16 protein-coding genes are annotated in these 18,134 nt (G+C 66.3%); 7 read left to right on the top strand and 9 right to left on the bottom strand.

Going from position 1 to position 18,134, the window contains the following annotated elements; all coding sequences use genetic code 11:
* Window positions 1-13: 13 nt before the first annotated feature.
* The 6 genes from WT16_RS35525 to WT16_RS04675 all read right to left on the bottom strand — a co-directional run bounded on the left by WT16_RS35525 (window position 14) and on the right by WT16_RS04675 (window position 6,377).
* Window positions 14-481: a hypothetical protein gene (locus WT16_RS35525; protein ID WP_197486450.1), complete on the bottom strand. Its 468-nt coding sequence runs from the start codon at window positions 479-481 to the stop codon at window positions 14-16.
* A gap of 1,019 nt (window positions 482-1,500) precedes the next feature.
* On the bottom strand, window positions 1,501-1,968 hold the full coding sequence (locus tag WT16_RS33480) for a hypothetical protein (RefSeq protein WP_156521401.1): 468 nt from the start codon (window positions 1,966-1,968) through the stop codon (window positions 1,501-1,503).
* A gap of 260 nt (window positions 1,969-2,228) precedes the next feature.
* Window positions 2,229-4,343: an elongation factor G gene (gene fusA, locus WT16_RS04685; protein ID WP_006024803.1), complete on the bottom strand. Its 2,115-nt coding sequence runs from the start codon at window positions 4,341-4,343 to the stop codon at window positions 2,229-2,231.
* A gap of 274 nt (window positions 4,344-4,617) precedes the next feature.
* On the bottom strand, window positions 4,618-5,127 hold the full coding sequence (locus tag WT16_RS04680; RefSeq protein ID WP_063532795.1) for a DUF192 domain-containing protein: 510 nt from the start codon (window positions 5,125-5,127) through the stop codon (window positions 4,618-4,620).
* 192 nt (window positions 5,128-5,319) lie between these two features.
* Window positions 5,320-5,538 carry a hypothetical protein gene (locus tag WT16_RS30230; RefSeq protein WP_071810810.1) on the bottom strand — a complete coding sequence of 73 codons (219 nt, stop codon included), beginning with the start codon at window positions 5,536-5,538 and terminating at the stop codon, window positions 5,320-5,322.
* Window positions 5,539-5,798: 260 nt separating this feature from the next.
* Complete coding sequence (locus tag WT16_RS04675) at window positions 5,799-6,377, bottom strand: pseudouridine synthase (RefSeq protein ID WP_063532794.1); 579 nt, start codon at window positions 6,375-6,377, stop codon at window positions 5,799-5,801.
* A gap of 264 nt (window positions 6,378-6,641) precedes the next feature.
* On the opposite strand from WT16_RS04675, the gene icd reads away from it, so the two are divergent.
* Window positions 6,642-7,901 carry an NADP-dependent isocitrate dehydrogenase gene (gene icd / locus WT16_RS04670; protein ID WP_006024806.1) on the top strand — a complete coding sequence of 420 codons (1,260 nt, stop codon included), beginning with the start codon at window positions 6,642-6,644 and terminating at the stop codon, window positions 7,899-7,901.
* A 170-nt stretch (window positions 7,902-8,071) separates the two neighbouring features.
* Window positions 8,072-9,670: a multicopper oxidase family protein gene (locus tag WT16_RS04665; RefSeq protein WP_063532793.1), complete on the top strand. Its 1,599-nt coding sequence runs from the start codon at window positions 8,072-8,074 to the stop codon at window positions 9,668-9,670.
* Window positions 9,671-9,793: 123 nt separating this feature from the next.
* Here WT16_RS04665 and WT16_RS04660 read toward each other — a convergent pair whose 3' ends face one another.
* Window positions 9,794-9,997 (bottom strand): cold-shock protein, encoded by a 204-nt coding sequence (locus WT16_RS04660; RefSeq protein ID WP_004196460.1) that lies wholly within the window; start codon window positions 9,995-9,997, stop codon window positions 9,794-9,796.
* 529 nt (window positions 9,998-10,526) lie between these two features.
* On the opposite strand from WT16_RS04660, the gene clpS reads away from it, so the two are divergent.
* The 5 genes from clpS to WT16_RS04635 all read left to right on the top strand — a co-directional run bounded on the left by clpS (window position 10,527) and on the right by WT16_RS04635 (window position 16,299).
* On the top strand, window positions 10,527-10,841 hold the full coding sequence (gene clpS / locus WT16_RS04655; RefSeq protein WP_006024808.1) for an ATP-dependent Clp protease adapter ClpS: 315 nt from the start codon (window positions 10,527-10,529) through the stop codon (window positions 10,839-10,841).
* Window positions 10,838-13,138 (top strand): ATP-dependent Clp protease ATP-binding subunit ClpA, encoded by a 2,301-nt coding sequence (gene clpA, locus WT16_RS04650; RefSeq protein ID WP_006024809.1) that lies wholly within the window; start codon window positions 10,838-10,840, stop codon window positions 13,136-13,138. The genes clpS and clpA overlap by 4 nt, the downstream gene beginning before the upstream one ends.
* A 99-nt stretch (window positions 13,139-13,237) precedes the next feature.
* Window positions 13,238-14,629: an amino acid permease gene (locus WT16_RS04645; RefSeq protein ID WP_015601623.1), complete on the top strand. Its 1,392-nt coding sequence runs from the start codon at window positions 13,238-13,240 to the stop codon at window positions 14,627-14,629.
* Window positions 14,626-15,360 carry a hypothetical protein gene (locus tag WT16_RS04640; protein WP_063532792.1) on the top strand — a complete coding sequence of 245 codons (735 nt, stop codon included), beginning with the start codon at window positions 14,626-14,628 and terminating at the stop codon, window positions 15,358-15,360. Before WT16_RS04645 ends, WT16_RS04640 begins: the two co-directional genes overlap by 4 nt.
* A gap of 135 nt (window positions 15,361-15,495) precedes the next feature.
* Window positions 15,496-16,299: a membrane protein gene (locus WT16_RS04635; protein ID WP_006024812.1), complete on the top strand. Its 804-nt coding sequence runs from the start codon at window positions 15,496-15,498 to the stop codon at window positions 16,297-16,299.
* Between the two features lie 83 nt (window positions 16,300-16,382).
* Here WT16_RS04635 and dut read toward each other — a convergent pair whose 3' ends face one another.
* Together dut and coaBC are read right to left on the bottom strand one after the other, a co-directional pair.
* Window positions 16,383-16,829 (bottom strand): dUTP diphosphatase, encoded by a 447-nt coding sequence (gene dut / locus WT16_RS04630; RefSeq protein WP_006024813.1) that lies wholly within the window; start codon window positions 16,827-16,829, stop codon window positions 16,383-16,385.
* A 61-nt stretch (window positions 16,830-16,890) separates the two neighbouring features.
* Window positions 16,891-18,102 carry a bifunctional phosphopantothenoylcysteine decarboxylase/phosphopantothenate--cysteine ligase CoaBC gene (gene coaBC, locus WT16_RS04625; protein WP_059932075.1) on the bottom strand — a complete coding sequence of 404 codons (1,212 nt, stop codon included), beginning with the start codon at window positions 18,100-18,102 and terminating at the stop codon, window positions 16,891-16,893.
* Window positions 18,103-18,134 lie beyond the last annotated feature (32 nt).

Genomic DNA, 18,134 nt, shown 5'->3' with positions numbered 1-18,134 from the left:
CGGCACGGATCGATCACGTGCACGAAAACCGCGCAGCGTTCGATCTTGTGTCGAGCGATGCGAGCGCGCGCAGCTCGACGCGTGCTTCCGTGCGCCGCGCAGCAGACGCGCTCGACATGCTGTGATTCGGCGATGCCGCTCGGCGCGCTGGGTCACCGACCGTTTCCGTGTCCGCCGCCGTTGCCATGGCCTCCGTTACCGCCGCCGTTACCGCCGCCATTGCTGCCGCCATTGCTGCCGCCGTTTCCGTTGCCGTGACCACCGCCATTGCCGCCACTGGTGCCGCCACCATTGCCGTTACCGTTACCGTGGCCGTTACCGTGGCCGCCGTTGCTGCCGCCATTGCCATTGCCAACACCGTTGGCGCCACCATTGCCTCCGCCACCACTGCCGTTTCCGTTTCCGTGTCCGCCGCCGTTGCCATGGCCTCCGTTACCGTCGCCATTGCTGCCGCCGCTTCCGTTGCCGTGACCACCGCCATTGCCGCCGCCATTACCGCCACTGGTGCCGCCGCCATTACCGCCACTGGTGCCGCCACCATTTCCGCTACCGTTACCGTGGCCGCCGCTATTGCCACCGCCGTTGCCGCCACTGGTGCCGCCGCCGGAGTGTCCGCCACCGGAAGTACCGCCGCCGGAAGTGCCGCCGCCGGAAGTGCCGCCGCCGGAATGCCCGCCACCGGAAGTACCGCCGCCGGAAGTACCGCCGCCGGAAGTGCCGCCGCCGGAAGCACCGCCACCCGAAGCACCGCCACCCGAAGCACCGCCGCCCGAAGCACCACCACCCGAAGCACCACCACCCGAAGCACCACCACCCGAAGCACCGCCGCCCGAAGTGCCTCCACCCGAAGCACCGCCCCCCCGAACTGCCGTGGCCCGACGTCCCGCCGCCGGAGCTCGCGCTGCCCGATGCATTGCCGGCGGAGTTGCCGTTGCCGCGACCCGTGCCGGTCGCGCCGCCGGAGGTCGAACCCGTCGTCCCGCCGACGCCGATCCCCGCAGGCCCGACGGCGCCATTCCCGCCGTCTCCGCTGCCGCCGCTTCCATGGCCGCTGCCCGCGCTGCCGCCGCTTCCGATTCCGCTTTCTCCATTGCCCCCCACGCCGCCGGCGAGATGGAACTCGAATCCGCACGGGAGCGGATCGGCAGAGCACGGCGATGCAACTTCCGCGAGCGGCATCGTGACGTCCGCATCGGCGGACCCGTCCGGCGTGCCGGCCGGCATCGCGTTCTGCGCGACTGGCAACGGTGCAGACGATGGCGCTTCGTCGCGCGACTGCACGGCGCTCGGCCCCGTGGGCGTGGTTTCTTGCGCGACAGCATACGAGCCGCAGCAGCACGCGAATGCGGCCGCAGCCAGCAAGGTCGCGCGATAGCATCGTTCCGCCGCGTGGAGCGGTTGTTTCATTTTGTGCATCATTGGCCTCCCAAAGCGCGCAGTTCCTATTGCCGTGCGGCTTTATGCGCGTGTTGCCCAGGGGCCAAACGATGCGTTGCCGTTTCAGTCGACGATCGTCTTCGATCTGGCGCGTGACCAGTCGGCAATGTCGATCGGTACGCGGGCCCGCCGTGCGAGCCCTTCTCTGCGATAACCGTGCCATTGGCCGCGCGCGCCCGTCGTGCAAGGCGTGAGTGCGTTGCTAGCGCAGCGCTGAAACATCGGTGAAGCGGTTTCGTTTCTGAAATGAAACGTCAGGAGGAAGGTCGGCACGTCGTCCATCGAGTCGATCAGCGTCAGCCGGCCGTGAACGGCGCGGGGAAACAGCCGGACCCTGACGCGCGGCTGCCCATGACTCGCCTGCTTGGCGAACATCGCAAGCGTGCCGATTTTGGTTTCAGTATTGAAACTCGGCCGGGCAGCCTGCCGACCGCAGACATGCGTCTGTTCGTCCTGACGAGCAGGAACGGCGGACGCAGCCGGCGTGCGACGAAGCCGTGAGGCGCGCATGCGCGCCGGCACGAGCGGCAACGTTGCGGACTCGGTGCGCCAAGCGTGCCGCCGATGTCGTGAAACGTGGCGAAACGCTCGCGCAGCGAGCACGCGGTCCGCGCGATGCCGAGCGTGACGGCGAAGCCGATCGTCATGACGCGGCGGCCGCGAACGCCTCGCCGTGGCTTCGCCGATGTCCGGGCGATGCGCACAGCAAAAAAGCCCGTCCGTTTCCGGACGGGCTCGCTTTCATCGATCGGGCGGCGCCGCGGGCCGCGCGGCATCGGATGCCGCGCCGTTCAGCCGCGCCCGACCTGCTTCGCGTTGATGACCGCTTCCGACACGTTCGACGGCGTTTCCGCGTAGTGCTTGAACTCCATCGTATAGGTCGCGCGGCCTTGCGTCGCCGAGCGCAGCGACGTCGAATAGCCGAACATCTCGGCAAGCGGCACTTCGGCGCGCACGAGCTTGCCGCCGCCGCCCGCGATGTCCTCCATCCCCTGCACGATGCCGCGCCGGCTCGACAGGTCGCCCATCACGTTGCCCATGAAGTCCTCGGGCGTCTCGACCTCGACCGCCATCATCGGCTCGAGCAGCACCGGCTTCGCGCGGCGCATCGCTTCCTTGAACGCCATCGAGCCGGCCATGCGGAACGCGTTTTCGTTCGAGTCGACGTCGTGATACGAGCCGAACGTCAGATGCACCTTCACGTCGACGACGGGGTAGCCCGCGAGCACGCCGCTCTTGAGCGTCTCCTCGATGCCCTTGTTGACCGCCGGGATGAATTCGCGCGGAATCACGCCGCCCTTGATCTCGTCGAGGAACTCGTAGCCCTTGCCGGGGTTCGGCTCGAGCTTGATCACCGCGTGGCCGTACTGGCCGCGGCCGCCCGACTGCTTGACGAACTTGCCCTCGACGTCGTCGGCCACCGTGCGCACCGTCTCGCGATACGCGACCTGCGGCTTGCCGACCGTCGCCTCGACGCCGAACTCGCGCTTCATCCGGTCGACGATGATTTCGAGGTGCAGCTCGCCCATCCCGGAGATGATCGTCTGGCCGGATTCCTCGTCGGTCTGCACGCGGAACGACGGGTCCTCCTGCGCGAGACGGTTCAGCGCGAGCCCCATCTTTTCCTGGTCGGCCTTCGTCTTCGGCTCGACCGCCTGCGAGATCACGGGCTCGGGGAATTCCATCTTCTCGAGGATGATCGGCTTCGCGGGATCGCACAGCGTGTCGCCCGTCGTCGCTTCCTTCAGACCGACCGCGGCAGCGATGTCGCCCGCGCGCACCTCCTTGATTTCCTTGCGCTCGTTCGCGTGCATCTGCAGGATCCGGCCGAGCCGCTCCTTCTTGTCCTTCGTCGCGTTGAGCAGCGTATCGCCCGATTCGACGACGCCCGAGTACACGCGGAAGAAGATCAACTGGCCGACGAACGGGTCGGTCATGATCTTGAACGCGAGCGCGGAGAACGGCTCGTCGTCGCTCGGATGACGTTCCGCCTGCTGGTCGTCGAGCGTGTGGCCGAGGATCGCGGGCACATCGGCGGGCGACGGCAGATAGTCGATCACCGCGTCGAGCATCGCCTGCACGCCCTTGTTCTTGAACGCGCTGCCGCAGAGCATCGGCACGATCTCGTTGGCGATCGTGCGCTTGCGCAGCGCGGCCTTGATCTCGTCCTCGGTGAGCGAGTTGTGATCGGTCAGGTACTTCTCGAGCAGTTCCTCGCTGGCTTCGGCGGCGGCCTCGACCATCTTCTCGCGCCACTCGTGCGCGATGTCGACGAGGTTCGCCGGGATGTCCTCGTACGTGAACTTCACGCCCTGGCTCTCGTCGTCCCAGACGATGGCCTTCATCTTCACGAGGTCGACGACGCCCTGGAAGTGCTCTTCCGCGCCGACCGGGATCTGGATCGGCACGGCAACCCCCTTCAGGCGCTCGCCGATCTGCCGCTGCACGCGGAAGAAATCGGCGCCGACGCGGTCCATCTTGTTGACGAACGCGATGCGCGGCACCTTGTACTTGTTCGCCTGGCGCCACACCGTTTCGGACTGCGGCTGCACGCCGCCCACCGAGTCGTAGACCATGCACGCGCCGTCGAGCACGCGCATCGAGCGTTCTACTTCAATCGTGAAGTCGACGTGGCCAGGGGTATCGATGATGTTGATCCGATGCTCCGGATAATTGCCGGCCATGCCTTTCCAGAACGCGGTCGTCGCCGCGGACGTGATCGTGATGCCGCGCTCCTGCTCCTGCTCCATCCAGTCCATCGTGGCCGCGCCGTCGTGAACCTCGCCGATCTTGTGGCTCACGCCGGTATAAAAGAGGATGCGCTCGGTCGTCGTGGTCTTGCCGGCGTCGATGTGAGCGCTGATCCCGATATTGCGATAGCGCTCGATGGGGGTTTTGCGGGGCACGTGAACCTCCTGATGGTTCTGGACGAAAACGGCCCGGCCGGTGCGGCCGGCGCCGTCGCTCTTTCGAGACTTAAAGGATAGCGCTTGCTCGAGGCTTTTGCAGATGCGGGCGATGGATCGGCAATCAAGTCCTGCACCGTGGCGGGCGTGTTCGGCTCGTTCCATCGCGCCGGCCGCGCACGAAAACGGCGCGCAAAAAAAGCCGGCGCGCGGCCGGCTTGTCGGACGGAGGCGAGCGGGGCGGGCAGCGCGCATCGATCGCCCGCGCCGTGCGTCACTGCGGCTTCGGCAGCCCGTCGATCCTCATTCCGGGCTTGACGCCCTTCGCGGCGAACCAGCCTTTGCTCATCTCGAGCGCATAGACGCCGTTGTTGCGCGGACAGTGATTGTCGGTCGTCTCGGCCTTCATCTCGTCGATGTCGGTGATCGTGCCGTCCGCGCGGATGAACGCGATCGACAGCGGGATCAGCGTGTTCTTCATCCAGAAGCAATGGACGGCGTTCTCGTTGAACACGAACAGCATCCCTTCGTTCGGCGCGAGCTGCGAACGGTACATGAGACCCTGCTCGCGATCGGCGTCGTTCGCCGCGACGGCCGCATCGATCACGTACATGCCGGCGCGCAGCTTCACGCGCGGGAATTCGCCCGGCTGCTTCGCGCCGGGCGGCAACTGCGCGGTTTGCGCGGACGCGGCATGCATGCCGCCCGCGGCGAGCGCGAGCGCGACCGGAAAGACGGCGGCTCGCACGAGTCGGGCGAGCGAAGGGCGCGGGGAAAATCGCACGGCTAGGGCTCCTATCGGGAATTCGAGATCCGCATGGTACGCGAAGCGCGGCGTCGCGCGCGCATCGGGCGCGGCGCGAGGCGGGCAAACGGCGACGCAAAGAAAAAGGCAGATCGCCTCGCGGTGATCTGCCTTGTAACGCCGTAAGAACGGCAACAGCTTGTTCTTGACTGCGTTTTACAAATTGCTTACTTAGTTCGAAGCGGCAGCCGGGGCTTCAGCGGCGCTGGCTTCCTTCGCCTTCTTCGCATGCTTCTTGGCGTGGTGCTTCTTGGCGTGGGCCTTCTTAGCCGGTGCCGAAGCAGCTTCAGCCTTCTCAGCCGGAGCCGAAGCAGCGGCCGGAGCCGAAGCTTGCGCGAAAGCAGCCGTTGCGAAGAGACCAGCGACCAGAGCGGCGATCAGTTTGTTCATGTTGTGTTCCTCAGCTTTAGTTAATTAACCAAATGACCCGGCATAGGAGTCATGTCGTCTAACGTGCCATCCACCTTTCGGTTGACAGACGCATCGAGAAAAATCTCTTCGCGCTGCGGGCGGCCGGTTCGCGGGGTGTCGCTCGAGCGACGGGAGCGCGGTTCGGACGCCAATGCCGGATAGCTGGGAGTGGCATCTGCGTGGTTTAACGCGTCGGGTTCACAGTCGGTTGACGTGTGATGAAACGCGCCACTGGATTGTCATCCGGGCCGCTTTGCGCGCCCCCACGGCGCGCGCGGCGGCAACTCGCGGGTCTCGCCGGGCGACAGGCCGAGCGCGAACACGTCGAGCGCGCCGATGCCGACGCGGATGAGACGCAGCGTCGGGAAACCGACGGCCGCGGTCATTCGCCGCACCTGGCGGTTCTTGCCCTCGGCGATCTCGAGCTCGATCCAGGTCGTCGGAATCGCCGCGCGGTAGCGGACCGGCGGGTTGCGCGGCCAGAGCGTCTCGGGCGGCGTGACGAAGCGCGCGCGGCACGGGCGGCTCACGTAGTCGCCGAGATCGACGCCGCGCTCGAGCGCCGCGAGCGCGGCCGCGTCCGGCGCGCCCTCGACCTGCGCCCAGTAGCGTTTGACGAGCTTGTGGCGCGGCTCGGCGATCTTCGCCTGCAGCGCGCCGTCGTCGGTGAGCAGAAGCAGCCCCTCGCTGTCGGCGTCGAGGCGGCCCGCCGGGTAGACATCGGGCGTCTTCACCCAGTCGCCGAGCGACGCGCGGGTTTCGTGCGGGGAGAACTGGCAGATCGTGCCGAACGGCTTGTTGAGGGCGATGAGGCGCATGAGGCAAGGCTCGCGAGGGGACGGGCGGCGCGACGCGGGCCGCGTTCTATGGCAAATGGCGGAATCTTAATGCATAATACGGAACGGCAAGTCTTTTGTCTTATATAAGACTTGCGCGAGTCCCGCGCACCGGATTCGCGCCGCCTTGCGCCGCGAGAGCGCTAGAATAGCGGCTCGCCGTCGCGGACGCAGGGCCGGCGCCGCGCGCGCCCGGCCGCGCACAACCAGATACCCACCAGCCCAGCCATATCACTGGAGTCGATCATGCCGTATCAGCACATCAAGGTCCCGGAAGGCGGTGACAAGATCACCGTCAACAAGGATTTCTCGCTCAACGTTTCCGATCAGCCGATCATCCCTTACATCGAGGGCGACGGCACGGGCTTCGACATCACGCCGGTGATGATCAAGGTCGTCGACGCGGCGGTCGAGAAGGCGTACGGCGGCAAGAAGAAGATCCACTGGATGGAGATCTACGCCGGCGAGAAGGCGACGAAGATCTACGGCCCGGACGTGTGGCTGCCGGAAGAGACGCTGCAGGTGCTGAAGGAATACGTCGTGTCGATCAAGGGGCCGCTCACGACCCCGGTCGGCGGCGGCATCCGCTCGCTGAACGTCGCGCTGCGCCAGGATCTCGACCTGTACGTCTGCCTGCGCCCGGTCCAGTACTTCAAAGGCGTGCCGTCGCCGGTGCGCGCGCCGGAAAAGACCGACATGGTGATCTTCCGCGAGAACTCGGAAGACATCTACGCCGGCATCGAATGGGCTGCCGAATCCGAGCAGGCGAAGAAGCTCATCAAGTTCCTGCAGGACGAGATGGGCGTGAAGAAGATCCGCTTCCCGGAAACGTCGGGCATCGGCATCAAGCCCGTGTCGACGGAAGGCACCGAGCGTCTCGTGCGCAAGGCGATCCAGTACGCGATCGACAACAACCGCAAGTCGGTCACGCTCGTGCACAAGGGCAACATCATGAAGTTCACGGAAGGCCTGTTCCGTGACGCCGGCTACGCGCTCGCGCAGAAGGAATTCGGCGCCGAGCTGATCGACGGCGGCCCGTGGATGCGCGTCAAGAACCCGAAGACGGGCGGCGAGATCGTGATCAAGGATTCGATCGCCGACGCGTTCCTGCAGCAGATCCTGCTGCGTCCGGCCGAGTACGACGTGATCGCGACGCTGAACCTGAACGGCGACTACATCTCGGACGCGCTCGCCGCGCAAGTCGGCGGCATCGGCATCGCGCCGGGCGCGAACCTGTCGGATTCGGTCGCGATGTTCGAAGCCACGCACGGCACGGCGCCGAAGTACGCGGGCAAGGACTACGTGAACCCGGGTTCGGAAATCCTGTCGGCCGAAATGATGCTGCGCCACCTCGGCTGGACCGAAGCGGCCGACGTCATCATTGCCGCGATGGAAAAGTCGATCCAGCAGAAGCGCGTCACGTACGACTTCGCGCGCCTGATGGAAGGCGCGACGCAAGTGTCGTGCTCGGGCTTCGGTCAGGTGCTGATCGAAAACATGCAGTAAGCGCGTCGGCGTAGCCGATGTCGAGCGACACCCCGGCGGGCCGCGTGCCTGCCGGGGTGTTTCGTTTTGGTGCGGCGCGTGCGCGTTGTCAGCAAAGCGGCGCGCAGTGTGCGCGCCGACTGGTGTATCGTCGGAATCTCCGTTTCGGCGACACAGGGATGAATCGATCGATGTTGCGCAGACACTTTCTCTCAAGCGCGCTCGCGGCCGCCGCGGCGTCGCTCTTTGCGCGCGGCGCGTTCGCCGCGGGCCACGCGATGGATGGCATGAAAGGCATGGAGGGGATGGACGACATGCCGGACATGTCGCCCGCGCCGGCTCGCGCGCGGCACGGCAAGCCGGCGGCGCCGGCCGCGCTCGCGGCCGCCGACGCGCTGCCCGCGGGCGCGCCGCTCGCCGCGCTGCGCGTGCTCGCGAACGAGAGCCGCGAGCCGGGCGCGTTCCGCGCGACGCTCGTCGCGCAGCCCGTTGCGCGCGCGCTCTTGCCGGGCGTCGCAGCGACGACGTTCTGGCAGTTCGGCGCGGGCGCGCACGGGCCCGCGGTCGGCCCGCTCATCGACGTGCGCGAAGGCGATACGGTCGAGATCCGCTTCGTCAACCGGCTGCCGCAGCCGTCGACGATCCACTGGCACGGTTTGCCCGTGCCGCCCGACCAGGACGGCAATCCATCCGATCTCGTCGCGCCGGGCGCGACGCGCGTCTATCGCTTCACGCTGCCGAAGGGGAGCGCGGGCACGTACTGGTATCACCCGCATCCGCACATGGCGACAGCCGAGCAGGTATTTCGCGGGCTCGCGGGGCCGTTCGTCGTGCGCGCGCCCGACGACCCGCTCGCCGGCTGGCCCGAGCGGCATCTGTTCGTGTCCGACCTGAAGCTGGCGCGCGACGGCGCGATTGCGCCGAACGACATGATGGACTGGATGAACGGTCGCCAAGGTCAGTTCGTGCTCGTCAACGGTGCGCGGCGGCCGCGCATTTCGCTCACTGGCGACGAGCGCTGGCGCGTATGGAATGCATGCAGCGCGCGCTATCTGCGCATTGCGTTCGACGACGGGCGCGCGTTCGCGCACGTCGGCACCGACGGCGGCCTGCTCGACGCGCCGCGCGACGTGACGTCGCTGTTGCTCGCGCCGGGCGAGCGCGCCGAGCTCGTCGTGCGCGCGGGCGACCGTGCGTCGCGCGCGGCGCTGATGGCGCTCGAGTACGAGCGCGGCAAGATGGCGATGTCGGATGCCGCGCACGGCAGCCTGCCGCCCGATCCCGCGCTGCCGCTTGCCGACGTCGCATTCGAGCCCGCCGCTCCGCGCGCGTTGCCCGATCGGCTGCGCGCGGTGCCCGCGCTCGGCGAGCCGGTTGCGCGCAAGGAAGTCGTGTTCGGCGAGCAGATGGACATGGCCGCGATGATGCGCGCGGACGCGCGGGGCCGACCGGCCGGCATGCGCTTCATGGTGAACGGCACGACGTTCGAGCCGCATCGCGCGACGTTGACGAGCCGGCGCGGCGACGTCGAATCGTGGACGATTCGCAACGAAACCGACATGGACCATCCGTTCCATCTGCACGGCACGCAATTCCAGGTCGTCGAGCGCGAGCTCGACGGAAAGACGATGCCCGAGCCTTATCGCGCGTGGCGCGACACGGTGAACGTTCGGAAGGGCGAGCGTGTGCGGATTGTCACGACACAGACGGAGCGCGGCGAGCGGATGTTCCACTGCCACATCCTCGAGCACGAGGATCTCGGGATGATGGGAACGCTGAAAGTCGTTTGAAATGGGCGGCGGCCAAGGGAGGGCGAGCGCATGCGCGTGCTCGCTGCGACGCTCGGGCGCTGCGCGGGCGGGCGAAAAAAACCCGGCTGGAAGCCGGGTTTTCATTTCTGATCCAGACGGCCCTCAAGCAGCTTGGATGTTCGACGCTTGCTTACCCTTCGGGCCTTGCACTACCTCGAAGCTGACCTTTTGGCCTTCCTTCAGGGTCTTGAAGCCCTGCATGTTGATCGCCGAGAAATGTGCAAACAGATCTTCGCCGCCTTCGTCGGGCGTGATGAAACCGAAGCCCTTCGCGTCATTGAACCATTTGACAATACCAGTTGCCATACCTACTTCCCCTGTCACACAGTCGCTACTTACAACGAGCACGCTCGAAAAGCTAAACGACCTGCATACGCAGCCGTTCCCCCCTCACAAGCTCACCTCGGCCTCTTTCATTTGTCAAAGACAAATTGAAAAAAGTGCCAGCTTGATTGTTGGCGCTCTTTAATTGAGTGTCAAGAAAATTTTTAGACGTATACGGGGACGTTGTAAAGAACCCATTTTCAGGGTTTATCCCGCTTTGCTTTGCAGCATCGGAGCGAGCGAGGGGGCTTGAAAAGTCGCATAATCGTCGCACATACCAGGCTCGAGTGACGGGCGTTCGAGGTCGTGCGCGTTGTGGGATACTCGATCCATGCATGGTGCGCGGGTGGCATGCCGCATGCTTGCACATCGAACGGGAGCCGGCCCCGCAGCCGGCTCCCGTTCGATGTGAGAGGGACGCTGCCGCACGTGGGGAGCCGGGGAGGGCGCCGGCTGGTCAGTCGGTTAATGACAGGATTGCGGGCCTGTCCGAGTTGTTTAGAATGGGTGTATGGCGATTATCCCGGACAAGCAGGACAGCACCGTCCTGGAACGCAAGGAGCAGAAGCTCAAGCCGCCTTCGATGTACAAGGTGGTGCTCCTGAACGACGACTTCACGCCAATGGAATTCGTGGTGATGATCGTGCAGGAGTATTTCAGGAAAGATCGCGAGACGGCCACACAGATTATGCTGAAGGTGCATCGCGAAGGGCGGGGGGTTTGTGGGGTCTATACGCGAGACATCGCGTCGACCAAAGTCGAGCAAGTCGTTACCCATGCGCGGCAGGCCGGGCATCCGCTGCAGTGCGTGATGGAGGAAGCATGATTGCCCAGGAATTGGAAGTCAGCCTGCACATGGCGTTCATGGAAGCGCGCCAGGCGCGGCATGAGTTCATTACGGTCGAGCATCTTTTGTTGGCCCTGCTGGATAATCCGACGGCAGCCGAGGTGTTGCGCGCGTGCGCGGCGAACATCGAGGATCTGCGGCAGAACCTGCGCAACTTCATCCACGACAACACGCCGACCGTTCCCGGCACCGACGACGTCGACACGCAGCCGACACTCGGCTTTCAGCGCGTGATCCAGCGCGCGATCATGCACGTGCAGTCGACCTCGAACGGCAAGAAGGAAGTCACGGGCGCGAACGTGCTCGTCGCGATCTTCGGCGAGAAGGATTCGCACGCCGTCTACTATCTGCAACAGCAGGGCGTGACGCGCCTCGACGTCGTCAACTTCATTTCGCACGGCATCGCGAAGACGAGCAGCAGCGAATCCGCGAAGCCCGCCGACGCGAACGCCGAAGGCGAGGACGCGAGCACGCAGAAGGAAACGCCGCTCGCGCAGTTCACGCAGAACCTGAACCAGATGGCGAAGGACGGCCGCATCGATCCGCTCATCGGGCGCGAGTCCGAGGTCGAGCGCGTCGTGCAGGTGCTCTGCCGCCGCCGCAAGAACAATCCGCTGCTCGTCGGCGAGGCGGGCGTCGGCAAGACGGCGATCGCCGAAGGCCTCGCGTATCGCATCACGCGCGGCGAGGTGCCCGACATCCTCGCGAACGCGCAGGTGTATTCGCTCGACATGGGCGCGCTGCTCGCGGGCACGAAGTACCGCGGCGATTTCGAGCAGCGTCTGAAGACGGTGTTGAAGGAGCTGAAGGAGCGTCCGCACGCGATTCTCTTCATCGACGAGATCCACACGCTGATCGGCGCGGGCGCCGCGTCGGGCGGCACGCTCGACGCGTCGAACCTGCTGAAGCCGGCGCTGTCGTCGGGCACGCTCAAGTGCATTGGAGCGACGACGTTCACCGAATATCGCGGCATCTTCGAAAAGGATGCGGCGCTGTCGCGGCGCTTCCAGAAGATCGACGTGACCGAGCCGAGCGTCGAGCAGACGGTCGCGATCCTGCGCGGCCTGAAATCTCGCTTCGAGGAGCATCACGGCGTCAAGTATTCGTCGGGCGCGCTGTCGGCCGCGGCCGAACTGTCGGCGCGCTTCATCACCGATCGTCATCTGCCCGACAAGGCGATCGACGTGATCGACGAGGCGGGCGCCGCGCAGCGCGTGCTGCCGAAGTCGAAGCAGAAGAAGACGATCGGCAAGAGCGAGATCGAGGAAATCATCTCGAAGATCGCGCGCATTCCGCCGCAGAGCGTGTCGCAGGACGACCGCAGCAAGCTGCAGACGCTCGATCGCGACCTGAAGAGCGTCGTGTTCGGCCAGGACCCGGCGATCGACGCGCTCGCGTCCGCGATCAAGATGGCGCGCGCGGGACTCGGCAAGCTCGACAAGCCGATCGGCGCGTTCCTGTTCTCCGGCCCGACGGGCGTCGGCAAGACCGAAGTGGCGCGCCAGCTCGCGTTCACGCTCGGCATCGAGCTGATTCGCTTCGACATGTCGGAATACATGGAGCGTCACGCGGTGAGCCGCCTGATCGGCGCGCCGCCCGGATACGTCGGGTTCGACCAGGGCGGGTTGCTGACCGAGGCAGTCACGAAGAAGCCGCACTGCGTGCTGCTGCTCGACGAGATCGAGAAGGCGCATCCGGACATCTTCAACGTGCTGCTGCAGGTGATGGATCACGGCACGCTGACGGACAACAACGGCCGCAAGGCGGATTTCCGCAACGTCATCATCATCATGACGACGAACGCGGGCGCGGAGTCGATGCAGAAGGCGACGATCGGCTTCACGACGCGGCGCGAAGTGGGCGACGAGATGGCGGACATCAAGCGCCTGTTCACGCCCGAGTTCCGCAACCGGCTCGATGCGACGATCAGCTTCCGTGCGCTCGATGAGGAAATCATCATGCGCGTGGTCGACAAGTTCCTGATCCAGCTCGAGGAGCAACTGCACGAGAAGAAGGTCGACGCGCTCTTCACCGACGCGTTGCGCAAGCATCTCGCGAAGCACGGCTTCGACCCGCTGATGGGCGCGCGGCCGATGCAGCGGCTGATTCAGGACACGATCCGGCGCGCGCTCGCCGACGAGCTGCTGTTCGGCAAGCTCGTGAACGGCGGCCACGTGACGGTCGACGTCGACGAGGACGACAAGGTGCTGCTGTCGTTCGACAAGACGGCGACGCCGCCCAGCAAGCCGAACGAAGAGGCGGTCGAAGTCGAATAATCGCAGGTTCAAAACGTTTCGCATGAACGGCGCGGGAAGTCTTCCGCGCCGTTTCGCTTTATTTGCGGCAGATAAAAGGTACGGAAGCAGGAGTCTGGTTTGACACAACAACAACGGACGTTCGACTTGATCGTCGAACGCGAGAAGGGCCTGCGGCGCGGGCTCTCGTCGGCTCAGATGGCGATGATCGCGATCGGAGGCGCGATCGGAACGGGCCTCTTTCTGGGCAGCGGCTTCGCGATCGGGCTAGCGGGGCCGGGCGTGCTGGTGTCATATGCGATCGGCGCGCTGATCGCGCTGCTGCTGATGGGCGCGCTCGCGGAGATGACCGTCGCGCATCCGACGTCCGGGTCGTTCGGCGCGTATGCCGAGCACTACGTCGGCCCGCTCGCGGGATTTCTCGTCCGCTATGCATACTGGTCGGCCGTCGTGTTCGCGGTCGGCACCGAGGTGAGTGCGATCGCCGTCTTCATGAAGTACTGGTATCCGGGCGTGCCCGGCTGGTATTGGGTCGTCGGCTTTTCGGCCGCGCTGATCGTGGTCAACATGACGAGCGTCACGCTCTACGGCGTCGTCGAATACGTGTTCTCGATGCTGAAGATCGCCGCGATCGTCATGTTCATCGCGCTCGGCGCGTACTTTGTCGCGACGGCGCCCGCGTCGTCCGGCATCGGATTCGCGAATTATTCGGCGCACGGCGGCTTCTTCCCGAAAGGCTTCTCGGGCGCGTGGGTTGCGGTGATCGTCGCGATTTTCAGCTATATGAGCATCGAAACGGTCGCGATCGCGGCGGGCGAGGCGCGCGATCCGCAGCGCGCGGTGTCGCGCGCGTTTCGATCGACCGTGTTCCGCCTCGTGCTGTTCTATCTGCTCACGCTCGCGCTGATGCTCGCGATCGTGCCGTGGACGCAGGCCGGCACCGACGAAAGCCCGTTCGTCAAGGTGATGGCCGCGACGCACGTGCCGTATGCGGCGGGCGTCATCAATTTCGTCGTGCTCGTCGCCGCGCTGTCCGCGATGAACAGCCAGTTGTACGTGACGACGCGGATGATGTTCAGCCTGTCGCGCGCGCGGCTCGCGCCCGCGATGTTCGGGCGCGTCGGCGCGAACGGCGTGCCGCTGGCGGCGCTCGTCGTGTCGTCGAGCGGCGTCGCGGTAGCGGCCGTGCTGGTCGCGCTGTATCCGGAGACCGCGTTCACGCTGCTGATGGCGATCGCGATGTTCGGCGCGTTGTTCACGTGGTTGATGATCTTCGTCACGCATCTGTGCTTTCGCGCACGCTATCGTGGCCCCGCACCCGCGTTCCGCATGTGGCTGCATCCGGCGGGCAGTCTGGCGGGCGTGGCGCTCGTCGGCGCGGTGCTCGTGACGACTGCGTTCACGCGCGAGTTCAGAATGACGATGATGGTCGGCGTTGCGTTCATCGTGCTGCTGACGCTCGCCTATCGGCTGCATTACCGCGCGCGGCACATCTGGCGAGAGACAGCATGACGACGAGAAAGACGAGCGACGCATCCGATGTCGACCCCGCGACGGCCGCGCGGGCGAGCAGGCTCGTGCGCATGAAGAAGCGCACGGTGCTGGCTGCGCTGGGCGCGCTCGCCGGCCCGTTTGGCGCAGCGTTCGCGGCGTCGAGCAGCTCCGCTGTTCCTCTCCTCGACACGACACCCTGGCTCGCGAGCGTGCAGGCGCCGAAGACTCCGTTCTTCACGCGCGAGCCAGATGCGCAAGGCGCGTCGTTCCACTTCACGAACAGCGGCCATTACGTCGCGAAGGGGCGCGAGGTCGTCGTCAGCGAAACGGCGGAAGGCGATATGTGGCAGGGCGGGATGGTGCATGCGACGTACATCGACGGCGCGGGCGCCGAGACGTCCGGATGGCTCGTGCGCTCGCATCTGCGGCAGGCGACGAAACCCGCGCCGCCGTCCGCGTGGGACGGCCGCTGGCGCAGCAGCGCGGGCGCGCGTCGGCTCATCGTGCACGGCGATCGCATCAGCTATTCGTTTGCCGGCGGCGGCGCGGGCGGCGCGCAGTCGCGCGTCGAGATGCTGCTGCGGATGCGGCCCGTGTCGGGTGACGAAGCGAAGCTGTCGCGCATGCCGGCGTCGGACGGCGTGTGCGATCTCGACGTGCGGCGTCTCGGCGACTATCTTGTCGTGTCGGCGCGTGATTGTTTCATCCTGGGCGCGAATCCTGAGGGAATCCTGCGCAGGCAGCAATAACGCGCATGCTGGAACCGGCATGTTCGCGCACCGCGCATGCGGGTTAACACTCTCTTAAGCGACCGTTCTCTAGCATTCGGGTCTCGTGCCGCATTGCGGCGAATGAACTGTTCCGAATTCCTTCGAGAGGCTCGCATGAACAAACTCCCTGCGATCACGCTCGCATTCTGGGTAATGAAGATCTGCGCGACGACGCTCGGTGAAACCGGCGGCGATCTGCTGTCGATGACGCTCGACGTCGGCTACGCGTACAGCTCGCTGATCCTGTTCTCGTTCTTCATCGTCACGCTCGCCGCGCAGCTCGCGACGACGCGCTACCGCCCGGCGATCTACTGGGCGGTGATCGTCGCGACGAGCACGGCCGGCACGACGATGTCCGACTTCATGGACCGCTCGCTCGGCCTCGGCTATGCGGCGGGCTCGGGCATCCTCATCGCGATCCTGCTGACGATCTTCGCGGTGTGGCGCCTGCAGGGCGAATCGCTCGCCGTGACCGAGATTCGCACGCGCAAGGTCGAGGTGCTCTACTGGATCGCGATTCTGTTCTCGAACACGCTCGGCACCGCGCTCGGCGATTTTCTCGCCGACAGCTCGGGCCTCGGCTTCGCGGGCGGCGCGTTCCTGATCGGCGGCCTGCTCGCGGTGATCGTGCTTGCCGCGTACTTCACGAACGTGTCGAAGGTGTTCCTGTTCTGGGCGGCGTTCGTGCTCACGCGGCCGTTCGGCGCGACGGTCGGCGATCTGTTGACGAAGCCCGTCGCGAAGGGCGGACTCGGCTTCGGCACCGTCGGCTCGTCGGCGATTCTCGCGGGCGTGCTGATCGCGCTCGTGATTTATGCGAGCGCCGGCGAAGCGAAGCGGCAGAAGCGGGAGCGGGCGGCGAACGTGGCGCGGCAGCCGCGCGTCGGTTGGGAGGAACGCGCCGCGCTCGAGGATTGAGCGGCGGCCCGACGGAAACGGGAATGAGGCGGCGGGCGAGCGTGCGGGGCAGCCGGACCAGGCGAGGCCCCGCACGCGGCCGGTCAGTGGCGGCCGGTGCTGCCGAAGCCGCCCGCGCCGCGCTCGCTTTGCGCGAAGTCGTCGACGACGTTGAACGTCGCCTGCACGACCGGCACGATCACGAGCTGCGCGAGGCGCTCGAACGGGTTCAGCACGAACTCGGTCTGGCCGCGGTTCCACGTCGAGATCATCAGCTCGCCCTGGTAGTCCGAATCGATGAGGCCGACGAGGTTGCCGAGCACGATGCCGTGCTTGTGGCCGAGGCCCGAGCGCGGCAGGATCAGCGCCGCGTGGCCGGGATCGGCGAGATGGATCGCGAGGCCCGTCGGCACGAGCGCCGTGTCGCCCGGCTTCAGCGTGACGGGCGCGTCGAGGCACGCGCGCAGGTCGAGGCCCGCGCTGCCCGTCGTCGCGTATTTCGGCAGGTAGTCGCGCATGCGCGCGTCGAGAATCTTCAGATCGAGTTTCATGCGGCGGAAGTCGGTGACGAGGGTTGAGAGTGGCGTGGCGCGGCGCGGCCGCGGCAATGCGTCAGATGAGGCTCGTGTCGGGCAGGCGCTTCGCGATCTCGGCGACGATCGCGTGCGCGAGCGTCATCTTGTCGGCGCGCGGCAGCCGCGTCGTGCCGCCCGCTTCGAACAGCACGACTTCGTTGTCGTCGAGGCCGAACGTGAGCGGCCCGAGATTGCCGATCAGGAGCGGCACGTTCTTGCGCACGCGCTTTTCTTCGCCGTGCACGTCGAGATCGCCGCTTTCCGCCGCGAAGCCGACGCAGTAGGGCGCATCGGGCAGCGCGGCGACTGTCGCGAGGATGTCGGGGTTCTCGACGAACGTGAGCGCCGGCATCCTGTGGTCGGCGGTCTTCTTGATCTTGTGCTCGGCGGGCTGCGCGGCGCGCCAGTCGGCGACCGCGGCGACCGCGATGAACACGTCCGTGTCCGGCACCGCGTTCAGCACCGCATCGTACATCTGCTGCGCGGTCTGCACGTCCTCGCGGTACACGCCCCACGGCGTCGGCAGATGGACGGGGCCCGAGACGAGATGCACGTCGGCGCCCGCCTGCTGCGCGGCGCGCGCGAGCGCGAAGCCCATCTTGCCGCTCGAGCGGTTCGTCAGGCCGCGAACCGGATCGAGTGGTTCGAACGTCGGGCCGGCCGTGATCAGCACGCGGCGATGCGCGAACACCTTCGGCTGGAAATGCGTGACGATCGCTTCAAAGATCGCCTCCGGCTCGAGCATCCGGCCGTCGCCGACTTCGCCGCACGCCTGCGCGCCCGAATCGGGGCCGAGCACCGCGACGCCGTCGTGGCGCAGTTGCGCGACGTTGCGCTGCGTTGCCGGGTTCTGCCACATCTGGCGGTTCATCGCGGGCACGACGAGCAGCGGGCAGTCGCGCGCGATGCACAGCGTCGACAGCAGATCGTCGGCGAAGCCGTGCGCGAGCTTCGCGAGGACGTCGGTCGACGCGGGCGCGATCACGATCGCGTCGGCTTCGCGCGACAGATCGATGTGCGCCATGTTGTTCGGCATCCGCGCGTCCCACTGGCTCGTGTAGACGGGGCGGCCGGACAGCGCCTGCATCGTGACGGGGGTGATGAACTGCGTCGCGGCTTCCGTCATCACGACCTGCACGGTCGCGCCCGCCTTCGTCAGAAGACGCGTGAGCTCGGCGATCTTGTAGCAGGCGATGCCGCCCGAGAGGCCGAGGACGAGGTGTTTTCCTGCGAGTTCTGCGTGTGCCAACTGAGGCCTCCGAAAGCACGTGGGGCCGGCGC

It is taken from the genome of Burkholderia sp. MSMB1589WGS (assembly GCF_001636105.1).
Classification (GTDB): domain Bacteria; phylum Pseudomonadota; class Gammaproteobacteria; order Burkholderiales; family Burkholderiaceae; genus Burkholderia; species Burkholderia humptydooensis.
Note: the sequence above shows the minus strand (reverse complement) of the source record. Positions and strands in the feature narration are given on the sequence as shown.